General features: G+C 62.1%; 18 protein-coding genes, 1 other RNA gene and 1 pseudogene. 10 read left to right on the top strand and 10 right to left on the bottom strand.

Annotation, left to right across the window (positions count from 1 at the left end):
• The first annotated feature begins 12 nt into the window (after nucleotides 1-12).
• From FJD34_RS07770 to hemN, 5 genes are all read left to right on the top strand, one after another.
• On the top strand, nucleotides 13-552 hold the full coding sequence (locus tag FJD34_RS07770) for a FixH family protein (protein ID WP_032863342.1): 540 nt from the start codon (nucleotides 13-15) through the stop codon (nucleotides 550-552).
• Nucleotides 553-667: 115 nt separating this feature from the next.
• Complete coding sequence (locus FJD34_RS07765) at nucleotides 668-3,118, top strand: heavy metal translocating P-type ATPase (protein ID WP_090291674.1); 2,451 nt, start codon at nucleotides 668-670, stop codon at nucleotides 3,116-3,118.
• A 22-nt stretch (nucleotides 3,119-3,140) separates the two neighbouring features.
• On the top strand, nucleotides 3,141-3,368 hold the full coding sequence (gene ccoS, locus FJD34_RS07760) for a cbb3-type cytochrome oxidase assembly protein CcoS (RefSeq protein ID WP_032863344.1): 228 nt from the start codon (nucleotides 3,141-3,143) through the stop codon (nucleotides 3,366-3,368).
• Nucleotides 3,361-4,044: a sulfite exporter TauE/SafE family protein gene (locus tag FJD34_RS07755; protein ID WP_032863345.1), complete on the top strand. Its 684-nt coding sequence runs from the start codon at nucleotides 3,361-3,363 to the stop codon at nucleotides 4,042-4,044. The genes ccoS and FJD34_RS07755 overlap by 8 nt, the downstream gene beginning before the upstream one ends.
• Nucleotides 4,045-4,146: 102 nt before the next feature.
• Entirely contained in the window at nucleotides 4,147-5,529 is a 1,383-nt protein-coding gene (hemN, locus tag FJD34_RS07750) for an oxygen-independent coproporphyrinogen III oxidase (RefSeq protein ID WP_032863346.1), read from the top strand.
• Between the two features lie 6 nt (nucleotides 5,530-5,535).
• Here hemN and FJD34_RS07745 read toward each other — a convergent pair whose 3' ends face one another.
• Nucleotides 5,536-6,006, bottom strand: a complete 471-nt coding sequence (locus FJD34_RS07745; protein WP_090291676.1) for a hypothetical protein — start codon at nucleotides 6,004-6,006, stop codon at nucleotides 5,536-5,538.
• A 154-nt stretch (nucleotides 6,007-6,160) separates the two neighbouring features.
• On the opposite strand from FJD34_RS07745, the gene fnr reads away from it, so the two are divergent.
• Both fnr and FJD34_RS07735 read left to right on the top strand, forming a co-directional pair.
• A complete protein-coding gene (gene fnr / locus FJD34_RS07740) occupies nucleotides 6,161-6,895 on the top strand; it encodes a fumarate/nitrate reduction transcriptional regulator Fnr (protein WP_032863348.1) in 735 nt (244 codons plus the stop codon).
• Between the two features lie 90 nt (nucleotides 6,896-6,985).
• On the top strand, nucleotides 6,986-7,534 hold the full coding sequence (locus tag FJD34_RS07735; RefSeq protein WP_032863448.1) for an adenine phosphoribosyltransferase: 549 nt from the start codon (nucleotides 6,986-6,988) through the stop codon (nucleotides 7,532-7,534).
• Nucleotides 7,535-7,562: 28 nt separating this feature from the next.
• On the opposite strand, the gene FJD34_RS07730 is transcribed toward FJD34_RS07735, so the two are convergent.
• The 5 genes from FJD34_RS07730 to dnaX form a co-directional block, all read right to left on the bottom strand.
• Complete coding sequence (locus FJD34_RS07730) at nucleotides 7,563-8,711, bottom strand: acyl-CoA dehydrogenase family protein (RefSeq protein WP_032863349.1); 1,149 nt, start codon at nucleotides 8,709-8,711, stop codon at nucleotides 7,563-7,565.
• A gap of 130 nt (nucleotides 8,712-8,841) precedes the next feature.
• Entirely contained in the window at nucleotides 8,842-9,444 is a 603-nt protein-coding gene (recR, locus tag FJD34_RS07725) for a recombination mediator RecR (RefSeq protein WP_032863350.1), read from the bottom strand.
• 58 nt (nucleotides 9,445-9,502) lie between these two features.
• Complete coding sequence (locus FJD34_RS07720; protein WP_090291678.1) at nucleotides 9,503-10,528, bottom strand: NADP-dependent oxidoreductase; 1,026 nt, start codon at nucleotides 10,526-10,528, stop codon at nucleotides 9,503-9,505.
• Between the two features lie 139 nt (nucleotides 10,529-10,667).
• Nucleotides 10,668-11,006 (bottom strand): YbaB/EbfC family nucleoid-associated protein, encoded by a 339-nt coding sequence (locus FJD34_RS07715; protein WP_003193199.1) that lies wholly within the window; start codon nucleotides 11,004-11,006, stop codon nucleotides 10,668-10,670.
• Nucleotides 11,007-11,072: 66 nt separating this feature from the next.
• A complete protein-coding gene (gene dnaX, locus FJD34_RS07710) occupies nucleotides 11,073-13,124 on the bottom strand; it encodes a DNA polymerase III subunit gamma/tau (protein WP_032863352.1) in 2,052 nt (683 codons plus the stop codon).
• Nucleotides 13,125-13,258: 134 nt separating this feature from the next.
• Between dnaX and FJD34_RS07705 the strand changes: the two genes are divergently transcribed.
• Nucleotides 13,259-14,026: a substrate-binding periplasmic protein gene (locus tag FJD34_RS07705; RefSeq protein ID WP_032863353.1), complete on the top strand. Its 768-nt coding sequence runs from the start codon at nucleotides 13,259-13,261 to the stop codon at nucleotides 14,024-14,026.
• Here FJD34_RS07705 and FJD34_RS07700 read toward each other — a convergent pair.
• From FJD34_RS07700 to FJD34_RS28845, 3 genes and pseudogenes are all read right to left on the bottom strand, one after another.
• Nucleotides 13,999-15,696 (bottom strand): putative bifunctional diguanylate cyclase/phosphodiesterase, encoded by a 1,698-nt coding sequence (locus FJD34_RS07700; RefSeq protein ID WP_090291680.1) that lies wholly within the window; start codon nucleotides 15,694-15,696, stop codon nucleotides 13,999-14,001. The two genes, FJD34_RS07705 and FJD34_RS07700, sit on opposite strands and share 28 nt — an antisense overlap.
• Nucleotides 15,697-15,714: 18 nt before the next feature.
• The gene (locus FJD34_RS07695; protein ID WP_411736489.1) at nucleotides 15,715-16,782 is read right to left on the bottom strand and encodes a methyl-accepting chemotaxis protein; all 1,068 of its coding nucleotides are present in this window, start codon (nucleotides 16,780-16,782) and stop codon (nucleotides 15,715-15,717) included.
• Between the two features lie 219 nt (nucleotides 16,783-17,001).
• Nucleotides 17,002-17,280 (bottom strand): annotated as a pseudogene (locus FJD34_RS28845) (PAS domain-containing protein); the annotation flags it as partial.
• Between the two features lie 458 nt (nucleotides 17,281-17,738).
• Here FJD34_RS28845 and FJD34_RS07690 point away from each other — a divergent pair.
• Entirely contained in the window at nucleotides 17,739-18,053 is a 315-nt protein-coding gene (locus FJD34_RS07690; RefSeq protein WP_032863355.1) for a helix-turn-helix domain-containing protein, read from the top strand.
• 182 nt (nucleotides 18,054-18,235) lie between these two features.
• Nucleotides 18,236-19,138: a DUF2167 domain-containing protein gene (locus FJD34_RS07685; protein WP_090291684.1), complete on the top strand. Its 903-nt coding sequence runs from the start codon at nucleotides 18,236-18,238 to the stop codon at nucleotides 19,136-19,138.
• Between the two features lie 144 nt (nucleotides 19,139-19,282).
• Here FJD34_RS07685 and ffs read toward each other — a convergent pair.
• Nucleotides 19,283-19,379: signal recognition particle sRNA small type (gene ffs / locus FJD34_RS07680), an RNA gene on the bottom strand.
• Between the last annotated feature and the right edge of the window lie 178 nt (nucleotides 19,380-19,557).

Genomic DNA, 19,557 nt, shown 5'->3' with positions numbered 1-19,557 from the left:
GAGAGCAGAACAATGCCCGTAGCAACTGCCGCAAGCCCCTGGTACAAGCACCTCTGGCCCTGGATCATCATTGCCATCCTGGCCTGTTCGGTGACGCTGACCTTGTCCATGGTGACCATCGCGGTGAACAACCCGGACAACCTGGTCAACGACAACTACTACGAGGCCGGCAAAGGCATCAACCGCTCCCTGGACCGCGAATTGCTGGCCCAGACCCTGCAAATGCGCGCCACCATGCACCTGGATGAGCTGACCGGCGAAGTCGAGTTGCACCTCACCGGCAACAGCGGGCCGGCCACGCTGGAACTGAACCTGATTTCGCCGACCCAGCCGGAGAAAGACCGCAAGGTCATGCTCACCCGTAGCGAGAGCGAGCCGGGTCGGTATATCGGCCAGGTCACCGACAAGGTCGAAGGCCGGCGCTTCGTCGAACTGCTGGGGGTGGAAGGCGACAGGACCTGGCGCATGTTTGAAGAGGAAGAAGTCAGCCACGGCACCGACCTGAAGTTGGGTGACGAGCCGTTGCAGGGTGCCGAAGACCTGAAGAACTGAAAGCCTGCGCTTCGCGCATCGCCGGCAAGCCGGCTCCTACAGGGAGTGTGCGATAACCTTGTAGGAGTCGGCTTGCCGGCGATGAGGCCCTCCCCGCCCATACAGATCCAAAGCCATGACCACCCCAATCCCCTGCTACCACTGCGCCCTCCCCGTCCCGCCCGGCAGCCGCTTCACTGCGGTGATCCTCGGCGAGCCCCGTGAGCTCTGCTGCCCGGGTTGCCAGGCGGTGGCCGAGGCGATTGTCGCAGGTGGCCTGGAGAGCTATTACCAACACCGCAGCGAGGCCTCGGCCAACCCCGAAGCCTTGCCCGTGCAACTGGTCGACGAACTGGCGCTGTACGACCGCGCCGATGTGCAAAAACCTTTCGTGCGCCACGACGGCGACCTGGCCGAAGCTACCCTGTTGATGGAAGGCATCAGCTGCGCCGCCTGTGGCTGGCTGATCGAGAAACATCTGCGCAGCCTGCCGGCCGTGGCCGAGGCGCGGCTGAACCTGTCCAACCATCGCCTGCATGTACGCTGGGCCGACGCGCAATTGCCGTTGAGCCAAGTGCTCAGCGAGCTGCGCCAGATCGGCTACGCCGCCCACCCTTATCAAGCCGACCGTGCCGCTGAACAGTTGGCCAGCGAAAACCGCCTGGCCCTGCGCCAACTCGGCGTTGCCGGTCTGTTGTGGTTCCAGGCGATGATGGCGACGATGGCCACCTGGCCGGAATTCAATATCGACCTCAGCCCCGAACTGCATGTGATCCTGCGCTGGGTCGCGCTCTTTCTGACGACACCGATCGTGTTCTACAGCTGCGCACCGTTTTTCAAGGGCGCCATGCGTGACCTGCGCACCCGTCACTTGACCATGGATGTCTCGGTTTCGCTGGCCATCGGCGGCGCTTACCTGGCGGGGATCTGGACCGCCATCACCGGGGTCGGCGAGCTGTATTTCGATGCCGTGGGCATGTTCGCCCTGTTCCTGCTGGCCGGACGCTACCTGGAGCGCCGGGCCCGCGAGCGCACCGCTGCGGCCACCGCCCAGTTGGTCAACCTGCTGCCGGCCTCGTGCCTGCGCCTGAAAAGCGATGGCCATAGCGAACGCATCCTGCTCACCGAACTGGCCCTGGGCGACCGGGTGCTGGTGCATCCAGGCGCGATCCTGCCGGCCGATGGCGTGATCCTGGATGGCCAGTCGAGCATCGATGAATCCCTGCTCACCGGCGAATATCTGCCACAACCGCGCCAAGCCGGCGATAGCGTCACCGCTGGCACCCTCAACGTCGAAGGCGCGTTGACCGTTGAGGTGCGCGCCCTGGGCCATGACACCCGTTTATCGGCCATCGTGCGCCTGCTGGAGCGGGCCCAGGCAGAAAAGCCACGCCTGGCCGAAATCGCCGACCGCGCTGCGCAATGGTTCCTCCTGTGCTCATTGATCGCTGCCGCCGTGATCGGCCTGCTGTGGTGGGAACTGGATTCGTCACGGGCATTCTGGATTGTCCTGGCGATGCTGGTGGCGACCTGCCCGTGCGCCCTGTCCCTGGCGACCCCCACCGCGTTGACTGCCGCCACCGGCACCCTGCACAAACTCGGCCTGCTACTGACCCGCGGCCATGTGCTGGAAGGCCTGAATCAGATCGACACGGTGATTTTCGACAAGACCGGCACCCTGACCGAAGGCCGCCTGGCCCTGCGCGCCATTCGGCCGCTGGGCAGCATGAGCAGCGACCTCGCCCTGGCCCTGGCCGCCGCCCTCGAAAACCGCTCCGAACACCCGATTGCCCGGGCCTTCGGCCGTGCGCCGATGGCCGCCGACGAAGTGCTGAGCACGCCTGGCCTGGGCTTGGAAGGCCGGGTTGGCGAGCGCCTGCTGCGTATCGGCCAGCCGGCCTTTGTCTGCGAACTGAGCGGCTGCGCAATTCCCGACTCGCCGCAAGACGCTGGCCAATGGCTGCTGCTGGGCGACACCAACGGCGCCCTGGCCTGGTTTGTCCTCGATGATCGCCTGCGCAGTGATGCACCGGCGCTGCTGGCCGCGTGCAAAGCACGGGGCTGGCGTACCTTGCTGCTGTCGGGGGATAGCTCACCGATGGTCGCCAGCGTCGCCGCCGAGTTGGGCATCGACGAAGCCCGTGGTGGCCTGCGCCCGGATGACAAGCTGCAAGTGCTGCAACAGTTGCACAAGGAAGGCCGCAAGGTGTTGATGCTCGGCGACGGGGTCAACGATGTGCCGGTACTGGCCGCCGCCGATATCAGCGTGGCCATGGGCTCGGCCACTGACCTGGCGAAAACCAGCGCCGATGCGGTGCTGCTGTCCAACCGCCTCGATGCCTTGGTACAAGCCTTCAGCCTGGCACGGCGCACGCGCCGCGTAATCATTGAAAACCTGCTGTGGGCCGGGCTGTACAATGGCCTGATGTTGCCGTTCGCCGCCCTTGGCTGGATCACGCCGATCTGGGCGGCGATCGGCATGTCCCTCAGTTCGTTGACTGTGGTGCTCAACGCCCTGCGCCTGACTCGCCTGCCGCGCGCCAGCGCCGCGAGCGCCACCCCTCAGCCCCGTCCGCTGCCGGCTTGAGCCGCACGGGCATGGAGTAGCGATGCCAGCTCTTTATGTAATGATTCCAGCGGCACTGCTGATCGTCGCCATCGCCATCTACATCTTCTTCTGGGCGGTGGACAGCGGCCAGTATGACGACCTCGACGGACCGGCCCACAGCGTGCTGTTCGATGACCAGGACCCCAAGCACCTGGCCGCCGTCGACGAAGCCAGCAGCCATCCGCAGCCACCGAGCAAGCCTGACGAACCGGCGCCACCCCATGCTTGAGCTAGCGCCGCTGCTGGTTTCCGCACTGATCCTCGGCCTGCTGGGCGGCGGTCATTGCCTGGGCATGTGCGGCGGCCTGATGGGCGCGCTGACCCTGGCGATCCCTGCGGAGCAGCGCAGCCGGCGTTTTCGCCTGCTGCTGGCCTACAACCTGGGGCGTATCCTCAGCTACGCCACGGCCGGCGTGCTGATTGGCCTGGCCGGCTGGGCAGTGGCCAACAGCCCGGCCGCGATGTTCATGCGCATCCTCGCCGGCCTGCTGTTGATCAGCATGGGCCTGTACCTGGCCGGCTGGTGGAGCGGCCTGACCCGCATCGAAAGCCTCGGGCGCGGCCTGTGGCGCCATATCCAGCCGGTTGCCAACCGTTTGCTGCCGGTGTCGAGCCTGCCGCGCGCCTTGCTGCTGGGCGCGCTCTGGGGCTGGTTGCCGTGTGGATTGGTCTACAGCACGCTGCTCTGGGCGGCCAGCCAGGGCAACGCACTGGATAGCGGGCTGTTGATGCTGGCTTTCGGCCTCGGCACCTGGCCGGTATTACTGGCCACCGGGCTCGCCGCCGAACGCATCACCGCGCTCTTGCGCAAGCGCAGTGTGCGCATGGCCGGCGGCCTGCTGGTGATCCTGTTCGGTATCTGGACACTGCCCGGCCCACACCAGCACTGGCTGATGGGCCACTAAAAGGCCATGTGGCATAGCGCCGCTCCCCGTTGATACAAATCAAGATGACCGCCCAGCCATGCCCCTAGACTCGGCCCACTAGCCATTCCGGGGAACGCCCGCATGCTCGACGCCATTCGTTGGGACACAGATCTGATTCATCGCTACGACCTGGCGGGGCCGCGCTATACCTCCTACCCCACCGCCGCGCAGTTCAACAGCCAGGTCGGCACCTTCGACCTGCTGCACGCCCTGCGCGACAGCCGCAAGGCCGTACGCCCGCTGTCGCTGTATGTGCACGTGCCGTTCTGCGCGAATATTTGCTACTACTGCGCCTGCAACAAAGTCATCACCAAGGACCGCGGCCGTGCCCAGGCCTACCTGCAACGCCTGGAACAGGAAATCCAACTGGTGGCCTGCCACCTGGACCCCAACCAGCAAGTTCAGCAACTGCACCTGGGTGGCGGCACACCGACCTTTCTCAGCCACGACGAACTGCGCCAACTGATGGCCCAACTGCGCCGCCACTTCAACTTGCAGGATGACGACTCTGGCGACTACGGCATCGAGATCGACCCCCGGGAGGCCGACTGGGCCACCATGGGCCTGCTGCGCGAACTGGGCTTCAATCGCGTAAGCATCGGCGTGCAGGACCTCGATCCCGAAGTGCAGCGCGCAGTCAATCGCCTGCAAAGCCTGGAAGAGACCCGCGCGGTGATCGATGCGGCGCGTACCCTGCAGTTTCGTTCGATCAATATCGACTTGATCTACGGCCTGCCCAAGCAGACACCAGAGCATTTCGCCCACACCGTGGCCGAGGTCATCAGCCTGCAGCCTGATCGCCTGTCAGTGTTCAACTACGCCCATCTGCCGGAGCGCTTCCTGCCCCAACGACGGATCAACAGCGACGACCTGCCGGCCCCTGCCGACAAATTGCAGATGCTGCACAACACCATCGAGCAACTGACCGCAGCCGGTTACAACTACATCGGTATGGACCATTTCGCCCTACCCGACGACGAGTTGGCCATCGCCCAGGAAGAATCGACCCTGCAGCGTAATTTCCAGGGCTACACCACCCACGGCCATTGTGATTTGATCGGGCTGGGAGTCTCGGCCATCAGTCAGATTGGGGATTTGTACTGCCAGAACAGCAGCGACCTGAATCACTACCAGAACGCCTTGGCCGGCGCACAACTGGCCACCAGTCGCGGCCTGCTCTGCACAGCCGATGACCGTCTGCGCCGGGAAGTGATCCAGCAGTTGATCTGTAACTTGCGCCTGGACTTCGAGCACATCGAGCAGGCGTTCACCGTGGATTTTCGCGGTTACTTCGCCGAAGTCTGGCCGCAACTGCAAGTGATGGCCAACGATGGCCTGATCGCACTCGACGCCGAGGGGATTCGTGTATTGCCCGCTGGGCGCCTGTTGGTGCGCTCGGTGTGCATGGTGTTCGATGCCTATCTGCAACAGCAGAACAGGCAGCGATTTTCACGGGTGATCTGAAGCAGGTTACTTGGCGATCAACGAGGCCGCTTTCACCGCGTCCTCGGCACTCAAGTTCTTCATTACTTCGTTCAAGGACGCATAGGCGGAGGTCAATGCGGCTTGCAGGCTGCCTAACGCCGCTTGCACGGCGCCCAGTTTCGCCTGGGCCTGGTCGGGGCTCAGGCGCTTGTCGGCCATGATCGCCGTCATCTCAGCCATCTTTTCCGCGATCTGCTGCTTCAACTGGCGAATCATTTTCAGCAGCTTCTGCACGTTTTCGTCCAGGCCGCTTTCTTCGATATCGTTGTTGGCCGTTTTCTCGGCGTTGGCCGCCCTCAACGAAGCACCGGAAAAGGTCACGCTCACACCTTCGGCAGGCTTGGTTTCACCCAGCGCTGCGGTCTCGCCCGCCTCGCTGACGGTGCTGGTTTTTTTCGGCTCAAGCAGAGTCGGCACCGTGGTGCGGGACGGGAGATTGCCGTCGATGGAAAGCATATCTTGAGCCTCCAAGCTCTTGGTCGATAGCAGTCCATCGGCCGCTGTGTAAAATTCTTTATACCCCTGCCGGTTTTTTGTACAGGCTGGCCTGATAGTCCCTCAGTGCGGTACCCTTACGTCTTATGTGTGTTTTCCCACAAGGATTTAAGAAATGTCCGAGCCAGTCAAACTGCGCGCTCATAGCCAGGCTCACTGCAAGGATTGCAGCCTGGCGCCCCTCTGCTTGCCACTTTCGCTGAATCTGGAAGACATGGATGCGCTGGACGAAATCGTTAAACGTGGTCGCCCACTGAAGAAAGGCGAATTTCTGTTTCGCCAGGGCGACAAGTTCGATTCCGTCTATGCAGTACGCTCGGGCGCCTTGAAGACGTTCAGCCTGAGCGATAGCGGCGAAGAGCAGATCACCGGCTTCCACCTGCCCAGCGAGCTGGTTGGCCTGTCGGGCATGGACACTGAGATTCACCCGGTGTCGGCCCAGGCCCTGGAAACCACGTCGGTGTGCGAGATTCCATTCGAGCGCCTGGATGAGCTGGCCCTGCAATTGCCGCAGTTGCGCCGCCAATTGATGCGCGTGATGAGCCGGGAAATCCGCGACGACCAGCAAATGATGCTGCTGTTATCGAAGAAAACCGCCGACGAACGGATTGCCACGTTCCTGGTCAACTTGTCCGCACGTTTCCGCGCCCGTGGCTTTTCGGCCAACCAGTTCCGCCTGAGCATGTCGCGCAACGAAATCGGCAATTACCTGGGCCTGGCGGTGGAAACCGTGTCCCGGGTGTTCACCCGCTTCCAGCAAAACGAACTGATCGCCGCCGAGGGCAAGGAAGTCCACATCCTCGACCCGATCCAGCTGTGTGCACTGGCCGGCGGCTCCCTCGACGGCTGATCGCCGTACAAGGGATGCGACACTTGCGGCCAAGCCAACCGGTTGGGCCGCAGGTATACTGACGAGTCTTTGCCCCCAGGACTCCCGATGATGGCCTTCGACTCATTCGACATCAAATCCCTGATTCGCCCCGTCATCGACTTCCCCAAGCCTGGGGTGATCTTTCGTGATATCACGCCGCTGTTCCAATCGCCCAAGGCCATGCGCCTGGTGGCCGACACCTTTATCCATCGCTACGTCGAAGCCGAGTTCACGCACATCGGCGCGATGGATGCCCGTGGTTTTCTAATCGGTTCGATCATCGCCTACCAACTGAACAAGCCGCTGATCCTGTTCCGCAAGCAAGGCAAGCTGCCGGCAGACGTATTGTCCGAGGGTTACCAGACCGAATACGGCGAGGCCTTTCTTGAGGTGCACGCCGACAGCCTGTGTGAAGGGGATTCGGTATTGATGTTCGATGATCTGATTGCCACAGGTGGCACCTTGATTGCTGCGGCCAACCTGGCACGGCGTATGGGTGCGCGGATTTTCGAAGCGGCGGCGATTATTGACCTGCCGGAACTGGGTGGCTCGCAGCGTTTGGAGGATATGGGGGTTCCGACGTTTTGTTTGACGCAGTTTGGGTTGACTGAGCGCTGATTTGCGGTGCCTGGACGGGCCTCATCAATCACAAACCCATCTGCTTACTGATGATCTCGTTCATCACCTCCCGAGTGCCGCCACCAATCGACAAGATCCGATTGTCCCGGTACAGCCGCTCCACCAGACTGCCGCGCATATAACCCAGCCCTCCAAGAATCTGCACCGCGTCATACGTCACGCGGTCGGCGGTGTCCGTGGCGAGGTTCTTGGCCATGGAAATCTCCTTGATCACACTCTTGCCAGCCGCCATCTTCGCCGCCTGGCGATAAGTGAACTCCCGGGAAACCTCGACCGCCGTGGCCATCTCCGCCAGGCGATGCTTGAGCACCTGGAACTTGCCGATCGGCTTGCCAAAGGCCTCGCGCTGGGCGGCCCACTTCAAGCTCTCCTCCAAGGCCATCTGCGCGGTCATATTGGCCATCAATGCCAAAGCCAGGCGCTCGCTCTGGAAGTTGCCCATGATGCAGGCAAAACCCATGTTTTCGGCACCAATCAGATTGCCTACGGGCACCTGGCAATCATCGAAGAACAACTCGGCAGTGTCCGACGCCCACCAGCCCATCTTCTTCAACGGCTGACCAACGGTGAAGCCAGGCGTGTCCTTCTCGATCAACAGCAGACTGATGCCGGCAAACCCTGGCCCACCAGTACGCACGGCGACGGTGTAATAGTCGGCACGCGCGCCACTGGTGATAAAGGTTTTGCTGCCACTGACCCGATAACAATCGCCATCACGCACGGCACGGGTTTGCAGGCTAGCGACATCGGAACCGCCACCGGGCTCGGTGACGGCCAGGGCCATGATCTTCTCGCCGGACAAGACTTGCGGCGCCACGCGCTCGCGCACTTCGGGACGCGCCCATTTGACGATGGGCGGCAGGCCGATATCCAGCGAGCCCAGCCCGGCCACCACGCCGCCGGAGCCACAGCGCATCAACTCTTCGCTGGCGGCGACCTTGGCGAACAGATCGCCTTCGTGGCTACCGCCCAGCGCTTCGGGGTAGCCGATCCCGAGAATCCCCGCCGCGCCGGCCTTGAGGTACAACTCGCGGGGGAAGAGCTCGGCTTCCTCCCATTGCTCGACGCCCGGCAGCATCTCGCGCTCGACAAAACGGCGCACGCTGTCGCGGACCAATTGGTGGCTGGGATCGAAGTATTCCTGATAGGCAGACATCGGCAAGCTCCACGGAGAGGTGGAGCGAACTTACCAAGCGCTTGCTTGGTTATCAAGCGACACAAAATTTTCGACCCCACCAAAAATCCCCCACATAAGCTCATTCATATCTGGGAATTTGTGGTCGGTGTTAGAGGGCGATAGGTTTACGCCCGGCAAACGAGTGCGCCAGCGTGCCGCCGTCCACCAGCTCCAGCTCGCCACCCAACGGCACACCGTGGGCGATGCGCGAAGTGACCAGGCCTTTGTTGCTTAGCAGTTGTGCGATGTAATGCGCCGTGGCTTCGCCTTCCACCGTCGGGTTGGTGGCCAGGATCACTTCGCTGAAGGTGCCCTGCTCTTCAATGCGCGCGACCAGTTGCGGGATACCAATCGCCTCCGGCCCCAGGCCGTCGAGGGGCGAGAGGTGGCCCTTGAGCACAAAATAGCGCCCGCGATAGCCGGTCTGCTCCACCGCGTACACGTCCATCGGCCCTTCGACCACGCACAGCAGCGTGTCGTCGCGACGGGGGTCGGCGCATTGCGGGCACAGTTCTTCTTCGGTCAGGGTGCGGCACTGGCGGCAATGCCCCACGCCGTCCATGGCCTGGCTCAGTGCCTGGGCCAGGCGGGAGCCGCCGCTGCGGTCACGCTCCAGCAGTTGCAGCGCCATGCGCTGGGCAGTTTTCTGGCCCACGCCCGGCAAGGTGCGCAGGGCATCGATCAGTTGACGAATCAGGGGGCTGAAGCTCATGGGGCAAAGGTCCGACAAAACAACGAGACGCGGTTTATACCCGCGCCTCGGATAAGCGTCAAATACGCACGACCAACTTGCCGAAGTTGCGCCCTTCCAGCAAGCCGATAAAGGCTTCGGGCGCCTGCTCCAGACCCTCGACCATGTCTTCGCGGAACTTGACCTTGCCGTCACGCACCCACGGCGCCATGGCACTGATAAATTCGGGGTGTCGATCGCCATAGTCGTCGAACACGATAAAGCCCTGGATGCGCACGCGCTTGGTCAGCAGGGTGCGTTGCAGCGCCGGCAACCGATCGGGTCCGGTGGGGGCTTCATGGGCGTTGTAACCGGCAATCAGGCCGCACAGGGGAATCCGTGCCTTGGCATTGAGCAAGGGCAGCACGGCGTCGAAGACCTTGCCGCCGACATTTTCGTAATAAATATCCACCCCTTTGAAACAGGCCAGGGCCAGTTCATTGGCAAAGTCCGCGCTCTTGTGGTCGATACAGGCGTCAAAACCCAGCTCATCCACCACATAGCGGCACTTGTCCGCGCCGCCCGCAACGCCCACCACCCGCAGGCCCTTGAGCTTGGCCACCTGACCGACCACCGAGCCCACCGCACCGGAGGCCGCCGCCACGACCAGGGTTTCCCCGGCCTTGGGCTGGCCGATATCCATCAATCCCATGTAGGCCGTCATACCGGGCATGCCCAACACGCCAAGGGCCATGGACGGGCTCGGCAACCCCTTGGGCACCGGCATCAGGTTGCGACCGTCACTGATGCTATGGCTTTGCCAGCCGGTGGCACCGACCACCAGGTCACCCACTTCAAACTTGGGGTTGCGCGACTGTTCGATACGGCTGACAGCGCCGCCGGTCATTACCTCGCCGATTTCCACTGGAGCGGCGTAGGACGGCGCGTCACTCATACGCCCACGCATGTAGGGGTCCAGGGACAGGAACAGGGTCTTGAGCAGGACCTGGCCGTCTGCCAGGTCTGGCAGTGCCACACGTTCCAGGCGGAAGTTCTCCGGTACGGGCGCCCCTTGCGGGCGGGATACCAGGACGATGCGCTGGTTAAGGGTCATGGCTTGAGTCATCAGCAAGGCTCCTTTTATCGGTGATTGAATTCAGCGGTATAGGGTGCAGACAGCTGTTGCAATACTGACGTTCGATTTTGACCGACACAAACAAAAATGCCAGGCACGAGGCCTGGCATTTTTTATTGCATGTCACCGATCAGAACGGCAGCTTCATGCCCGGCGGCAGTTGCATGCCTGCGGTCACACCGGACATTTTGTCCTGGCTGTTGGCTTCGATCTTGCGCACAGCGTCGTTGACGGCCGCGGCGAACAGGGCTTCGAGCATTTCCAGGTCGTCTTCACCCACGCCCGGCAATACGCTTGGGTCGATGCTCACGCGCTTGATGTCGTGACGACCGGTCATCACCACGCTGACCATATCGCCACCGGCTTTACCGGTGACTTCGGCGTTGGCCAGTTCTTCCTGCATCTTGGCCATTTTTTCCTGCATCTGCTGCGCCTGCTTCATCAGGCCGGCCATGCCACCTTTCATCATGGGAATCACCTCAAAAGTACGTGGATCAATACGGCGCCGAGCCTTGGGGCACGGCGCCTTCAATTATCAGCCCTGTGCTGCCTGGGCTTCGACGGGCTCAATAGTATCGTGTCGCACCACCGCGCCAAACTGCTCCATCATCTGCTGGATGAGCGGATCGGCCTGGATCGACTCCTCGGCCTCGCGCTGACGGTTGAGACGGCGACGGGTCGCAGCCTGGGCCGGGGTTTCCTGCTCGGGCTTGATCAGCTCGATGGTCACCGTCAGGGTGCGTTCGTGGAACTGGTTCAGGGCATCGTTGAGCCGGCGCTGCTGGGTCGCGTTGAACAGGGCACTGTGGGCCGGGTCCAGGTGCAACAGCCAGTGATCGCCATCGACGGCGATCAAGGTGCAGTTGGCGGCGATGCTGCCGGTCATGCCGGAGATCGGCAATTTCGGGAACAGCTCCAGCCATTGCAGGGCCAGGCCCGTGGCCGGCATCGCGGCGGGTTCCGCCTCGGGCTCGGGCGCAGGCTCGGCGGTGTGCTCGCTGGCGAGATCGTCCAGGTAGCTGTAGGCCGAATCCATGTCCGGCTCGATGTAGTCTTCGTCCAGCGGTGGCTCGTCGTCCAGGTCAATGCCCGGCGTGGCGGCATCCACTTCGGCGAAGGTCGGCTCAGGCACGGGCGCGGCGACCCATTCCGGCGCATCGGGCACCACGCTGTCGGGAGTTGGCGTCGGCATTGGCGTGAGTTCGGGCTGTTCGCCAGCGGTTTCCAGCACGGGCTCGACTGCCGGCTGCTGCTCGACCACCGCCTCTACCGGCTCATTCCAGGGCAGGTCGACCACAGGCGCGGGCGCAGGCTCGGCAACCGGCGCAGCTACCTCCACGGGCGCCACAGGCTGTGCGACGACCGGCTTCGGCTCCGGTGCGACAGGCGTCGGCGCGACCACTGGTGCAGCAACCGCTGCGCCAGCCACTGGTTTGGCGGAATCAACTGTGGCCTGGCTGATCCCCACTGGCTTTAGCGGCTGTCTCGGCGCGTCGGCGGTATCCGCCGGGCGGAACGCCAACATGCGCAACATGACCATTTCAAAGCCACCGCGCGGGTCTGGCGCCAATGGCAAGTCACGACGACCGATCAGGCCCATCTGGTAGTAGAACTGCACATCTTCGGCCGGCAACGCCTGCGCCAGGGCCAACACGCGATCGCGGTCACCGTGGCCGTTATCGACGCCTTCCGGCAGGGCCTGGGCGATAGCGACGCGGTGCAGCACATTGAGAATTTCCGACAGCACGCCATTCCAGTCCGGGCCCTGCTCCGACAAATGGCGCACGGCTTCGAGCAGCGCCTTGGCATCGCCTTCGATCAGCGCATGCAGCACATCAAAGACCTGCCCGTGATCGAGGGTGCCGAGCATGGCCCGCACGTCGGCGGCCATGACCTTGCCTTCACCGAAGGCAATCGCCTGGTCGGTCAGGCTCATGGCATCACGCATCGAGCCATCGGCGGCGCGACCCAGCAGCCACAGGGCGTCGTCTTCGAACGGCACGTTCTCGACACCCAGCACATGCGTCAAATGCTCGACCACCCGCTCGGGGGTCATGTTCTTCAGGGAGAACTGCAGGCACCGCGACAAAATCGTTGCAGGAAGTTTCTGCGGGTCGGTGGTGGCCAGGATGAACTTCACGTAGGGCGGCGGCTCCTCCAGGGTCTTCAACAGGGCGTTGAAGGAATGGCTGGAGAGCATGTGCACTTCGTCGATCAGGTAGACCTTGAAGCGGCCACGGCTAGGCGCGTACTGCACGTTATCCAGCAGTTCACGGGTGTCCTCGACCTTGGTGCGGCTCGCGGCATCGATCTCGATCAGGTCGACAAAGCGCCCTTCGTCGATCTCCCGGCACACCGAACAAGTGCCGCAGGGGGTCGACGTGATGCCAGTCTCACAGTTCAGGCACTTGGCGATGATCCGCGCAATAGTGGTCTTGCCCACCCCGCGGGTGCCAGTGAACAGGTAGGCGTGGTGCAGCCGCTGGCTGTCCAAGGCATTGATCAGAGCCTTGAGCACATGGGTCTGGCCGACCATTTCGCGGAACGAGCGCGGACGCCATTTACGTGCAAGAACCTGATAACTCATCGAAAACCGTCGCAACTGGGAAGCGGAAGCCGGTAATGCTAGCGGAGCAGGGGGGAAATTGCATCCGGCACGCTCGCCTAATCTGACTAAGCTGGTAGTGGCATGCCCTGCAAAGGGCTGATCCCGGAGAGTTTATGCGCGTAGTCCTGGGCGCTTTATGGATGATAACCACACTGAGCCTGGCGGCACCTGCACCGCTGCGCTTCTCGATTTCCGACAGTTGGGCCATGCCCTTGGTGCAGATCGAGGACGACCAGCCGACCCAGGGCATTTTGTATGACCTGATGTTGAGCCTGGCGACCCAGGTCGGCCATCCAGCGCAGTTCCAGGTCCTGGCCCGGGCCCGCATCGCCCCGGCCATGGAGCGCGGTGAGATCGATGTGCGCTGCTACGTCGCACAAGCGTGGCTCAATGACCTGTCAGGCGATCATGTGTGGAGCATCCCCTTGCTGGTGCAGCGCAATGTGCTGGTCAGTGCCCATATTCCCCCGTTGTCGGTACGCGTGCCCAAGTTGGCGGCGCAGAATATCGGCACGGTGCTCAATTACAGCTACCCGACCCTTGAACCGCTATTCGCCAAAGGCCAACTCAAACGCGACGACGCCCGCAGCGAAGAGCAGGTGCTGCAAAAACTGGTAGCCGGACGCTTCAAGTACGCGGTCACCAATGAATGGACCCTGGAGCGTTTCAATCAACAGTTGCCAGTGGGTCGCAGGTTACACGTGGTGGCAGTGGTCGAAGAGCAAAGCCTGGGCTGCTTCGTGCGCAACGACCCAGCCCTGCCCGTCCAACGGATTTTGCGTACGCTGCTGCGCATGAAGATGTCAGGAGAGATTGACGCAATCATCAAGCTCTATACCGGCGACCGCGGACGTCAGCTTCCCTCTTCGCCGGCGCCATAGTTGAGCAGATCAAACCCGGCGGCCCAGGCCGGAACCTCGTCAGCCGGCATGGGCTGGGCGAAATAATAACCCTGGGCCACTTCACAGCCCATGCGCAGCAGCAGTTGGCCATGCTCCAGGGTTTCCAGGCCCTCGGCGATCACTTCGCGGCCAAACGCCCGGGCCAGGCCGATCACCGCCTGAGTCAGGGCCAAATCGTCCTTGTCATGCAGGATGTCGCGCACAAACGACTTGTCGATCTTGATGGTCTGGGTCGGCAGGCGCTTGAGGTAGCTGAGGGAGGAATAGCCGGTGCCGAAATCATCCAGGGAAAACCGCACCCCCAGCGCCTGGCATGCTGCAAGGTGCTCGGTGACTCGCTCGATATGGTCGATGGCCACCGACTCGGCAATCTCCAGGTCGAGCATGTGCGGTGCAACCTCGGGGTGCTGCGCCAACAGTTGTTGCAGGCGCTCGACAAAATCCGCGCGCTGGAAATGCCGGGCCGCGATATTCACACTGACCGGCCAGCAATGCCCAGCCTCTTGCCACTCACGCATCTGCGCCATTACCTGATCCATCACCCACTCGCCGACGTCGACGATCAGGTCAGTCTGCTCGATCAAGGCCAGGAAATCCTTGGGCGACACCAGCCCACGTATCGGATGCTGCCAGCGCAGCAGTGCCTCAAACCCCACGACCTGCCCATGACGCAGGTTGATCTTGGGATGAAAGTGCAGGCACAACTCCCCCGCCGCCAGGGCCTGGCGAATCTGTTGCACGGTCTGGTGGGTGGCCTTGACCTCCTGCTCCAGTGACACGTCAAACAGTTGATAGCGGTTGCGACCACTCTGCTTGGCCACATACATCGCCTGGTCGGCATGACGCAGCAAGGTGTCGGCGTCCTCGTCATCCAGCGGAAACAAGGTCACGCCAATGCTGGCAAACACGTTGATCTGCGCGCCGAGGATCGAATAAGGCTCGGAAATCGCCGAGAGGATGCGCCGCAGCGCGCGATTCAGTTCATCTGTATCGCGCACATAGCGCAGGATCAGCACGAACTCATCACCCGCCAGCCTGGCGACCACATCTTCGCCACGGATGATGTCACGCAGGCGGCTGGCCACCTCCACCAGCAACAGGTCGCCAGAGGCATGGCCATAGCCGTCGTTGACCGCCTTGAAGCCATCCAGGTCGAGCATGCACACCGCCAGGGGGATGTGCTCGCTGCGGGAAAACTCCAGGGACTGCACCAGCAACTCCGACAGGTAAGCCCGGTTCGGCAGCCCGGTCAGCACATCGTGACCGACCCGCCATTGCAAGGTTTGCAGCAGTTGGCGCTTTTCGCTGACATCAAAACGGATCGACACGTACTTCTGCACCTGCTTGGTACGTTCATCGACCAGTGGCACCATGGTGCTATCGACCCAATACAGCGATCCATCCTTGGCGCGGTTACAGATTTCCCCACGCCAGACCTTGCCCTCGGTAAGGGTGCGCCACATGCCCTGGAAAAACCCGGCAGGGTGCAACCCGGAACTGAGGATCCGGTGGTTGCGCCCCAGCAACTCGTCGCGGCTGTAGCCGGACATGCCGCAAAATTGGTCGTTGACGTAGGTAATGCGGCCGGTGAGGTCTGTCTCGGAGAAAATGGCGGCGGCATCCACGGCCCTGCGGTATTTCTCATCCATGAATGAGGCTCTAGGTGGCTAGCGGTTGAACCGCTCGACCAGGGCACGCAACCCGGAAGAGATGCTTTCAAGTTCCCGGCCCCGGATGACTGCAGCGTTGGCATTGCCCGCTGTCTTTTGCACCGTGGCCGCGACGTTATTGATCTGTTGTGAAACATCCTCTGCGACGTGGGATTGTTCCTGTGAGGCAGCCGCCATTTGCTGACTCATGCCGGTAATGCGCTCCACTGCCTGGCGAATGCCCAGCAGTGCCTGTTGCGCTTGCAATACCTGTTGCACGCCCTGCTCGGCTTCGCGAATGCCGGTGCTGGCGATTTCAACAGCCTCGTCGGCGCCGGCGCGCAAGTTCTGGATGATGCCCTGGATCTGTTCGGTCGACTCCCGGGTCTTGCCCGCCAGCGCCCGCACTTCATCGGCCACCACGGCAAAACCACGCCCTTGCTCGCCCGCCCGCGCCGCTTCGATGGCGGCATTCAGGGCCAGCAGATTGGTCTGGTCGGCGATGGCCTGGATCATGCTCGCGGCTACGCGGATTTCCTGGGTCTGGCCGGCCAGGTGGCCAACGGCCTGGTTGATCTGGGTGACGGTGGCCGCCAGCAGTTGAATCGCTTCGCGTGTGGTGCCGACCACCTGGCTGCCGTGTCCAGCCAGGTCATTGGCGGTACGGGCTTCGCTGGCGGTCTGTTGGACGTGCACCGCCACTTCGGCGATGGATGCGGCCATTTCGGTCATGGCGGCGGCCGTCATATCGGTTTCGGCGCGCTGTTCCAGCAGCGCCGACTCGGTAGTCGCCGACAGTGCACTGGAGTCGGTCGCCGCCCCAGCCATCTGCGTGGCCAGGTCACTGAGGCGCGTGAGGGCGGTTTTCAAGCGCGCCTCTTCGCTGATCAGGATCATCTCCAACTGCGCAGCCGGCCCCAGCGCATCGCTGTAGGTCATGGCGCTGATCGGGTCGGAAAAGGTATTGGGCGTGTGCTCGACAATCTGCTTGAGTTGCTGCCCCAGACGCAGGTGCGCCCAGGCACCCACCCCGAGTAACAGCAGCGCGGTCGATGCCTGCGCCCACCCCGTGGGCAGCCATTGCACCGCCCCACTCGCGGCCACCGCCGCCAGGGCGGGCACTGCCAGCGCCTGACTGATCGCACCAAGGCGTTGCAGCGGCGCAACCGCCGAACGCCCGGCACGCAAGCGTGCGTAGAGCGCTTCGGCTCGCCGGACCTGCTCGCGCGTCGGTTTGACCCGCACCGATTCGTAGCCCACCAAGCGGCCCCCTTCGAGGATCGGCGTCACATAGGCGCTGACCCAATAGAAGTTGCCATTCTTGCAGCGATTCTTGACCACGCCCATCCAGCTGTGGCCGGCCTTGAGGTAGCGCCACATCAGTTCAAAAACCGCTGGCGGCATGTCCGGATGACGCACCAGGTTGTGGGTACTGCCGATCAGCTCGGCCTGGGTAAAGCCGCTCATCGCAGCAAACTCGGCGTTGCAGTAGGTAATATGACTGTTGATGTCAGTCGCGGAAATCAGCCGTTGCTGCTCCCCGAAAGTCTGTTCAACAGTGGTGACCGGCAAGTTGACGCGCACTTTGAAACTCCATGGACAGCATTCGATCTACCCGGCCGGGACCGGATAGGTCCCGTAGGTAGAGAGGTATTTCCAGACGGGTAAACCGTCAATCGGCTGGCTGGCGCCATTTGGCAGCCAAACCAGGTTTTACCCAGCACTTGACCTTCGGTTCGACGAAGATCAACTAGGCTTTAATTCGAGCGTCTGGTGTGAAAGGCGGGGGCTGCACGGGCACGCAAGAGCAAGCCTGGCGCTGCGGCCAAGCAACTGTTTTGCAGCCACCTTTATGAAAGTGAGGAGAAAGCAATGATTTCCTGTTTCATAAAGCTGCCCTGTGAAACGACACCGCCAAATACTTGTCCTAAACGCCGATTCTACGAATTACATCACATTTTGCAAGAAAAGGTGATGGTGCGTGCCGTTGTCTAATGCCAATATTTATCGTTAAGTTCTTGATTCTAAATGGGAATTGAGCGATGCAAATTTCAAGTTTGGGTCCAGCCATCAGACGCTACCGAAAGGTAGCGGGGCTTACTCAGGCTGAACTAGGTGAGAAAACCGGTTTTGACCCTAAAACCATCAGCCGCTTCGAAACCGGCACCTATACACCCAGCGTTGACGCTCTGTTCTTGTTTGCGGAGGCTCTGGGAGTGAAGCTGAAAGTCTTTTTTGCCGATCTGGGCGATGAAGACGAACAGCGCGCTTATCTGTTCGGTGTCATTCATAAAGCCACCCCGAAGGATCTGGGAAAGCTGATAGCGGCGGTAGACCAGGCCTTGTCCAAGCCTTAGAGCTCGTACGACATAACAAGAGCAGGCCGCTGATGCAGCCTGCCCTCAGCCTCCAGACATGATCCGACCGGACAGCCCCTCTTTTGGCAGGCGCTGGGCCACGCCTTTTGCCAGCATGCTCGCGCGCCCCAGGCGGATTCGATATCCTTTCGCAGAATCATTTCAAAATGTAAGGGACTACCATGAACTACTTCCGCCTGCTGCTGGCGGCTGCCGCACTAAGCCTGCCTGCCGCGCCAGCCTATGCCACCACAGCCCCGGCACCGGTCGAAACCAGCGCGCCCGCCGAAACCGCCGAGCACTTCCTCACCTCCCTCAAGCAGCAAACCGGCACCGTCACCCTGCCCGGCGGCATTGCCACGCTCAAGCTCAACGACGAGTTCTATTACCTTGACCCCAAGGACACCGAGCGCCTGCTCACCGACGGCTGGGGCAACCCGCCGGGCTTCAACACCCTGGGCATGATCGTGCCCAAGGCCGTCAGCCCGCTGTCGGAACGCGGCTGGGGCGTGATCGTCAGCTACAAGGACGACGGGCATATTGCCGACGAAGACGCAGCAAAAATCGACTACGCCGAACTGCTCAAGCAAATGCAGGAGGACGACGCCGAGGACAACAAGGAACGCCAGAAACAGGGCTACGCCGGCCTGCACCTGCTGGGCTGGGCCGAACCGCCGCACTACGACCAGCAGTCCCACAAGATGTACTGGGCCCGCGAACTGAAAGCCGACGACGCCGAGCAGAACACGCTCAACTACAGCATCCGCGTGCTCGGCCGCGAGGGTGTGCTGGAACTCAACGCCGTCGCCGCCATGGCCGACCTGCCCACCATCAAACAGGAACTGCCCAAGGTCCTGGCCTTCACCAACTTCACCGACGACAACCTCTACACCGACTACAACCCAGGCACCGACAAACTGGCCTCGTACGGCCTGGCCGCGCTGGTCGCCGGCGGGATTGCCGGCAAGGCCGGACTGTTTGCCAAGATCGGCATCTTCCTGCTGGCAGCGAAGAAGTTTCTGGTGATTGGTGTGGTGGCGTTGCTGGCAGGCGCGCGCAAGTTCTTCAATCGCAACAAGGACTGATTGCCAGACACGAAAACGCCGCGGGAAATCGCGGCGTACAGACAACTTGGCCCCGTGCGCAATCAGGCATGGGCAAGTGAAAAGTTCTGATGAGTCAGGGATAAAGCAGGAGGGTTGTGGCGAAGGAGAGCGTTATGGAGGCAACCCCACCAGCCACACCCCGGCACACAATGTTCCCGCTGTGGCTGCTGCCTTCCGGCTCTGACCAGGTTCACGGGTAATCGTTGCGGGGGGACCGATGGGGTCACCATAACGACGCTGGCCTCTCGGCAAGCGGGGCCATTGTACCGATCTCATCGGAAGTTACAACCGTTGGCGCAGGATTAAAAATCTTATGAGGTTCAAGTACTTGCCCACTGGTTTCGCAGAGGCCCTGTAGGAGCGAGCTTGCTCGCGAAGAATCCGGATGCTCCACATTC

Source organism: Pseudomonas brenneri, from assembly GCF_007858285.1.
Taxonomy (GTDB): domain Bacteria; phylum Pseudomonadota; class Gammaproteobacteria; order Pseudomonadales; family Pseudomonadaceae; genus Aquipseudomonas; species Aquipseudomonas brenneri.
The sequence above is the reverse complement of the archived record's forward strand: the minus strand, read 5'-3'. Positions and strand labels throughout refer to the sequence as shown.

Coding starts and splice junctions, on each gene's coding strand:
- FJD34_RS07770 (WP_032863342.1), top strand. CDS start 13: ATGCCCGTAGCAACTGCCGCAAGCCCCTGGTACAAGCACCTCTGGCCC.
- FJD34_RS07765 (WP_090291674.1), top strand. CDS start 668: ATGACCACCCCAATCCCCTGCTACCACTGCGCCCTCCCCGTCCCGCCC.
- ccoS (WP_032863344.1), top strand. CDS start 3,141: ATGCCAGCTCTTTATGTAATGATTCCAGCGGCACTGCTGATCGTCGCC.
- FJD34_RS07755 (WP_032863345.1), top strand. CDS start 3,361: ATGCTTGAGCTAGCGCCGCTGCTGGTTTCCGCACTGATCCTCGGCCTG.
- hemN (WP_032863346.1), top strand. CDS start 4,147: ATGCTCGACGCCATTCGTTGGGACACAGATCTGATTCATCGCTACGAC.
- FJD34_RS07745 (WP_090291676.1), bottom strand. CDS start 6,006: ATGCTTTCCATCGACGGCAATCTCCCGTCCCGCACCACGGTGCCGACT.
- fnr (WP_032863348.1), top strand. CDS start 6,161: ATGTCCGAGCCAGTCAAACTGCGCGCTCATAGCCAGGCTCACTGCAAG.
- FJD34_RS07735 (WP_032863448.1), top strand. CDS start 6,986: ATGGCCTTCGACTCATTCGACATCAAATCCCTGATTCGCCCCGTCATC.
- FJD34_RS07730 (WP_032863349.1), bottom strand. CDS start 8,711: ATGTCTGCCTATCAGGAATACTTCGATCCCAGCCACCAATTGGTCCGC.
- recR (WP_032863350.1), bottom strand. CDS start 9,444: ATGAGCTTCAGCCCCCTGATTCGTCAACTGATCGATGCCCTGCGCACC.
- FJD34_RS07720 (WP_090291678.1), bottom strand. CDS start 10,528: ATGACTCAAGCCATGACCCTTAACCAGCGCATCGTCCTGGTATCCCGC.
- FJD34_RS07715 (WP_003193199.1), bottom strand. CDS start 11,006: ATGATGAAAGGTGGCATGGCCGGCCTGATGAAGCAGGCGCAGCAGATG.
- dnaX (WP_032863352.1), bottom strand. CDS start 13,124: ATGAGTTATCAGGTTCTTGCACGTAAATGGCGTCCGCGCTCGTTCCGC.
- FJD34_RS07705 (WP_032863353.1), top strand. CDS start 13,259: ATGCGCGTAGTCCTGGGCGCTTTATGGATGATAACCACACTGAGCCTG.
- FJD34_RS07700 (WP_090291680.1), bottom strand. CDS start 15,696: ATGGATGAGAAATACCGCAGGGCCGTGGATGCCGCCGCCATTTTCTCC.
- FJD34_RS07690 (WP_032863355.1), top strand. CDS start 17,739: ATGCAAATTTCAAGTTTGGGTCCAGCCATCAGACGCTACCGAAAGGTA.
- FJD34_RS07685 (WP_090291684.1), top strand. CDS start 18,236: ATGAACTACTTCCGCCTGCTGCTGGCGGCTGCCGCACTAAGCCTGCCT.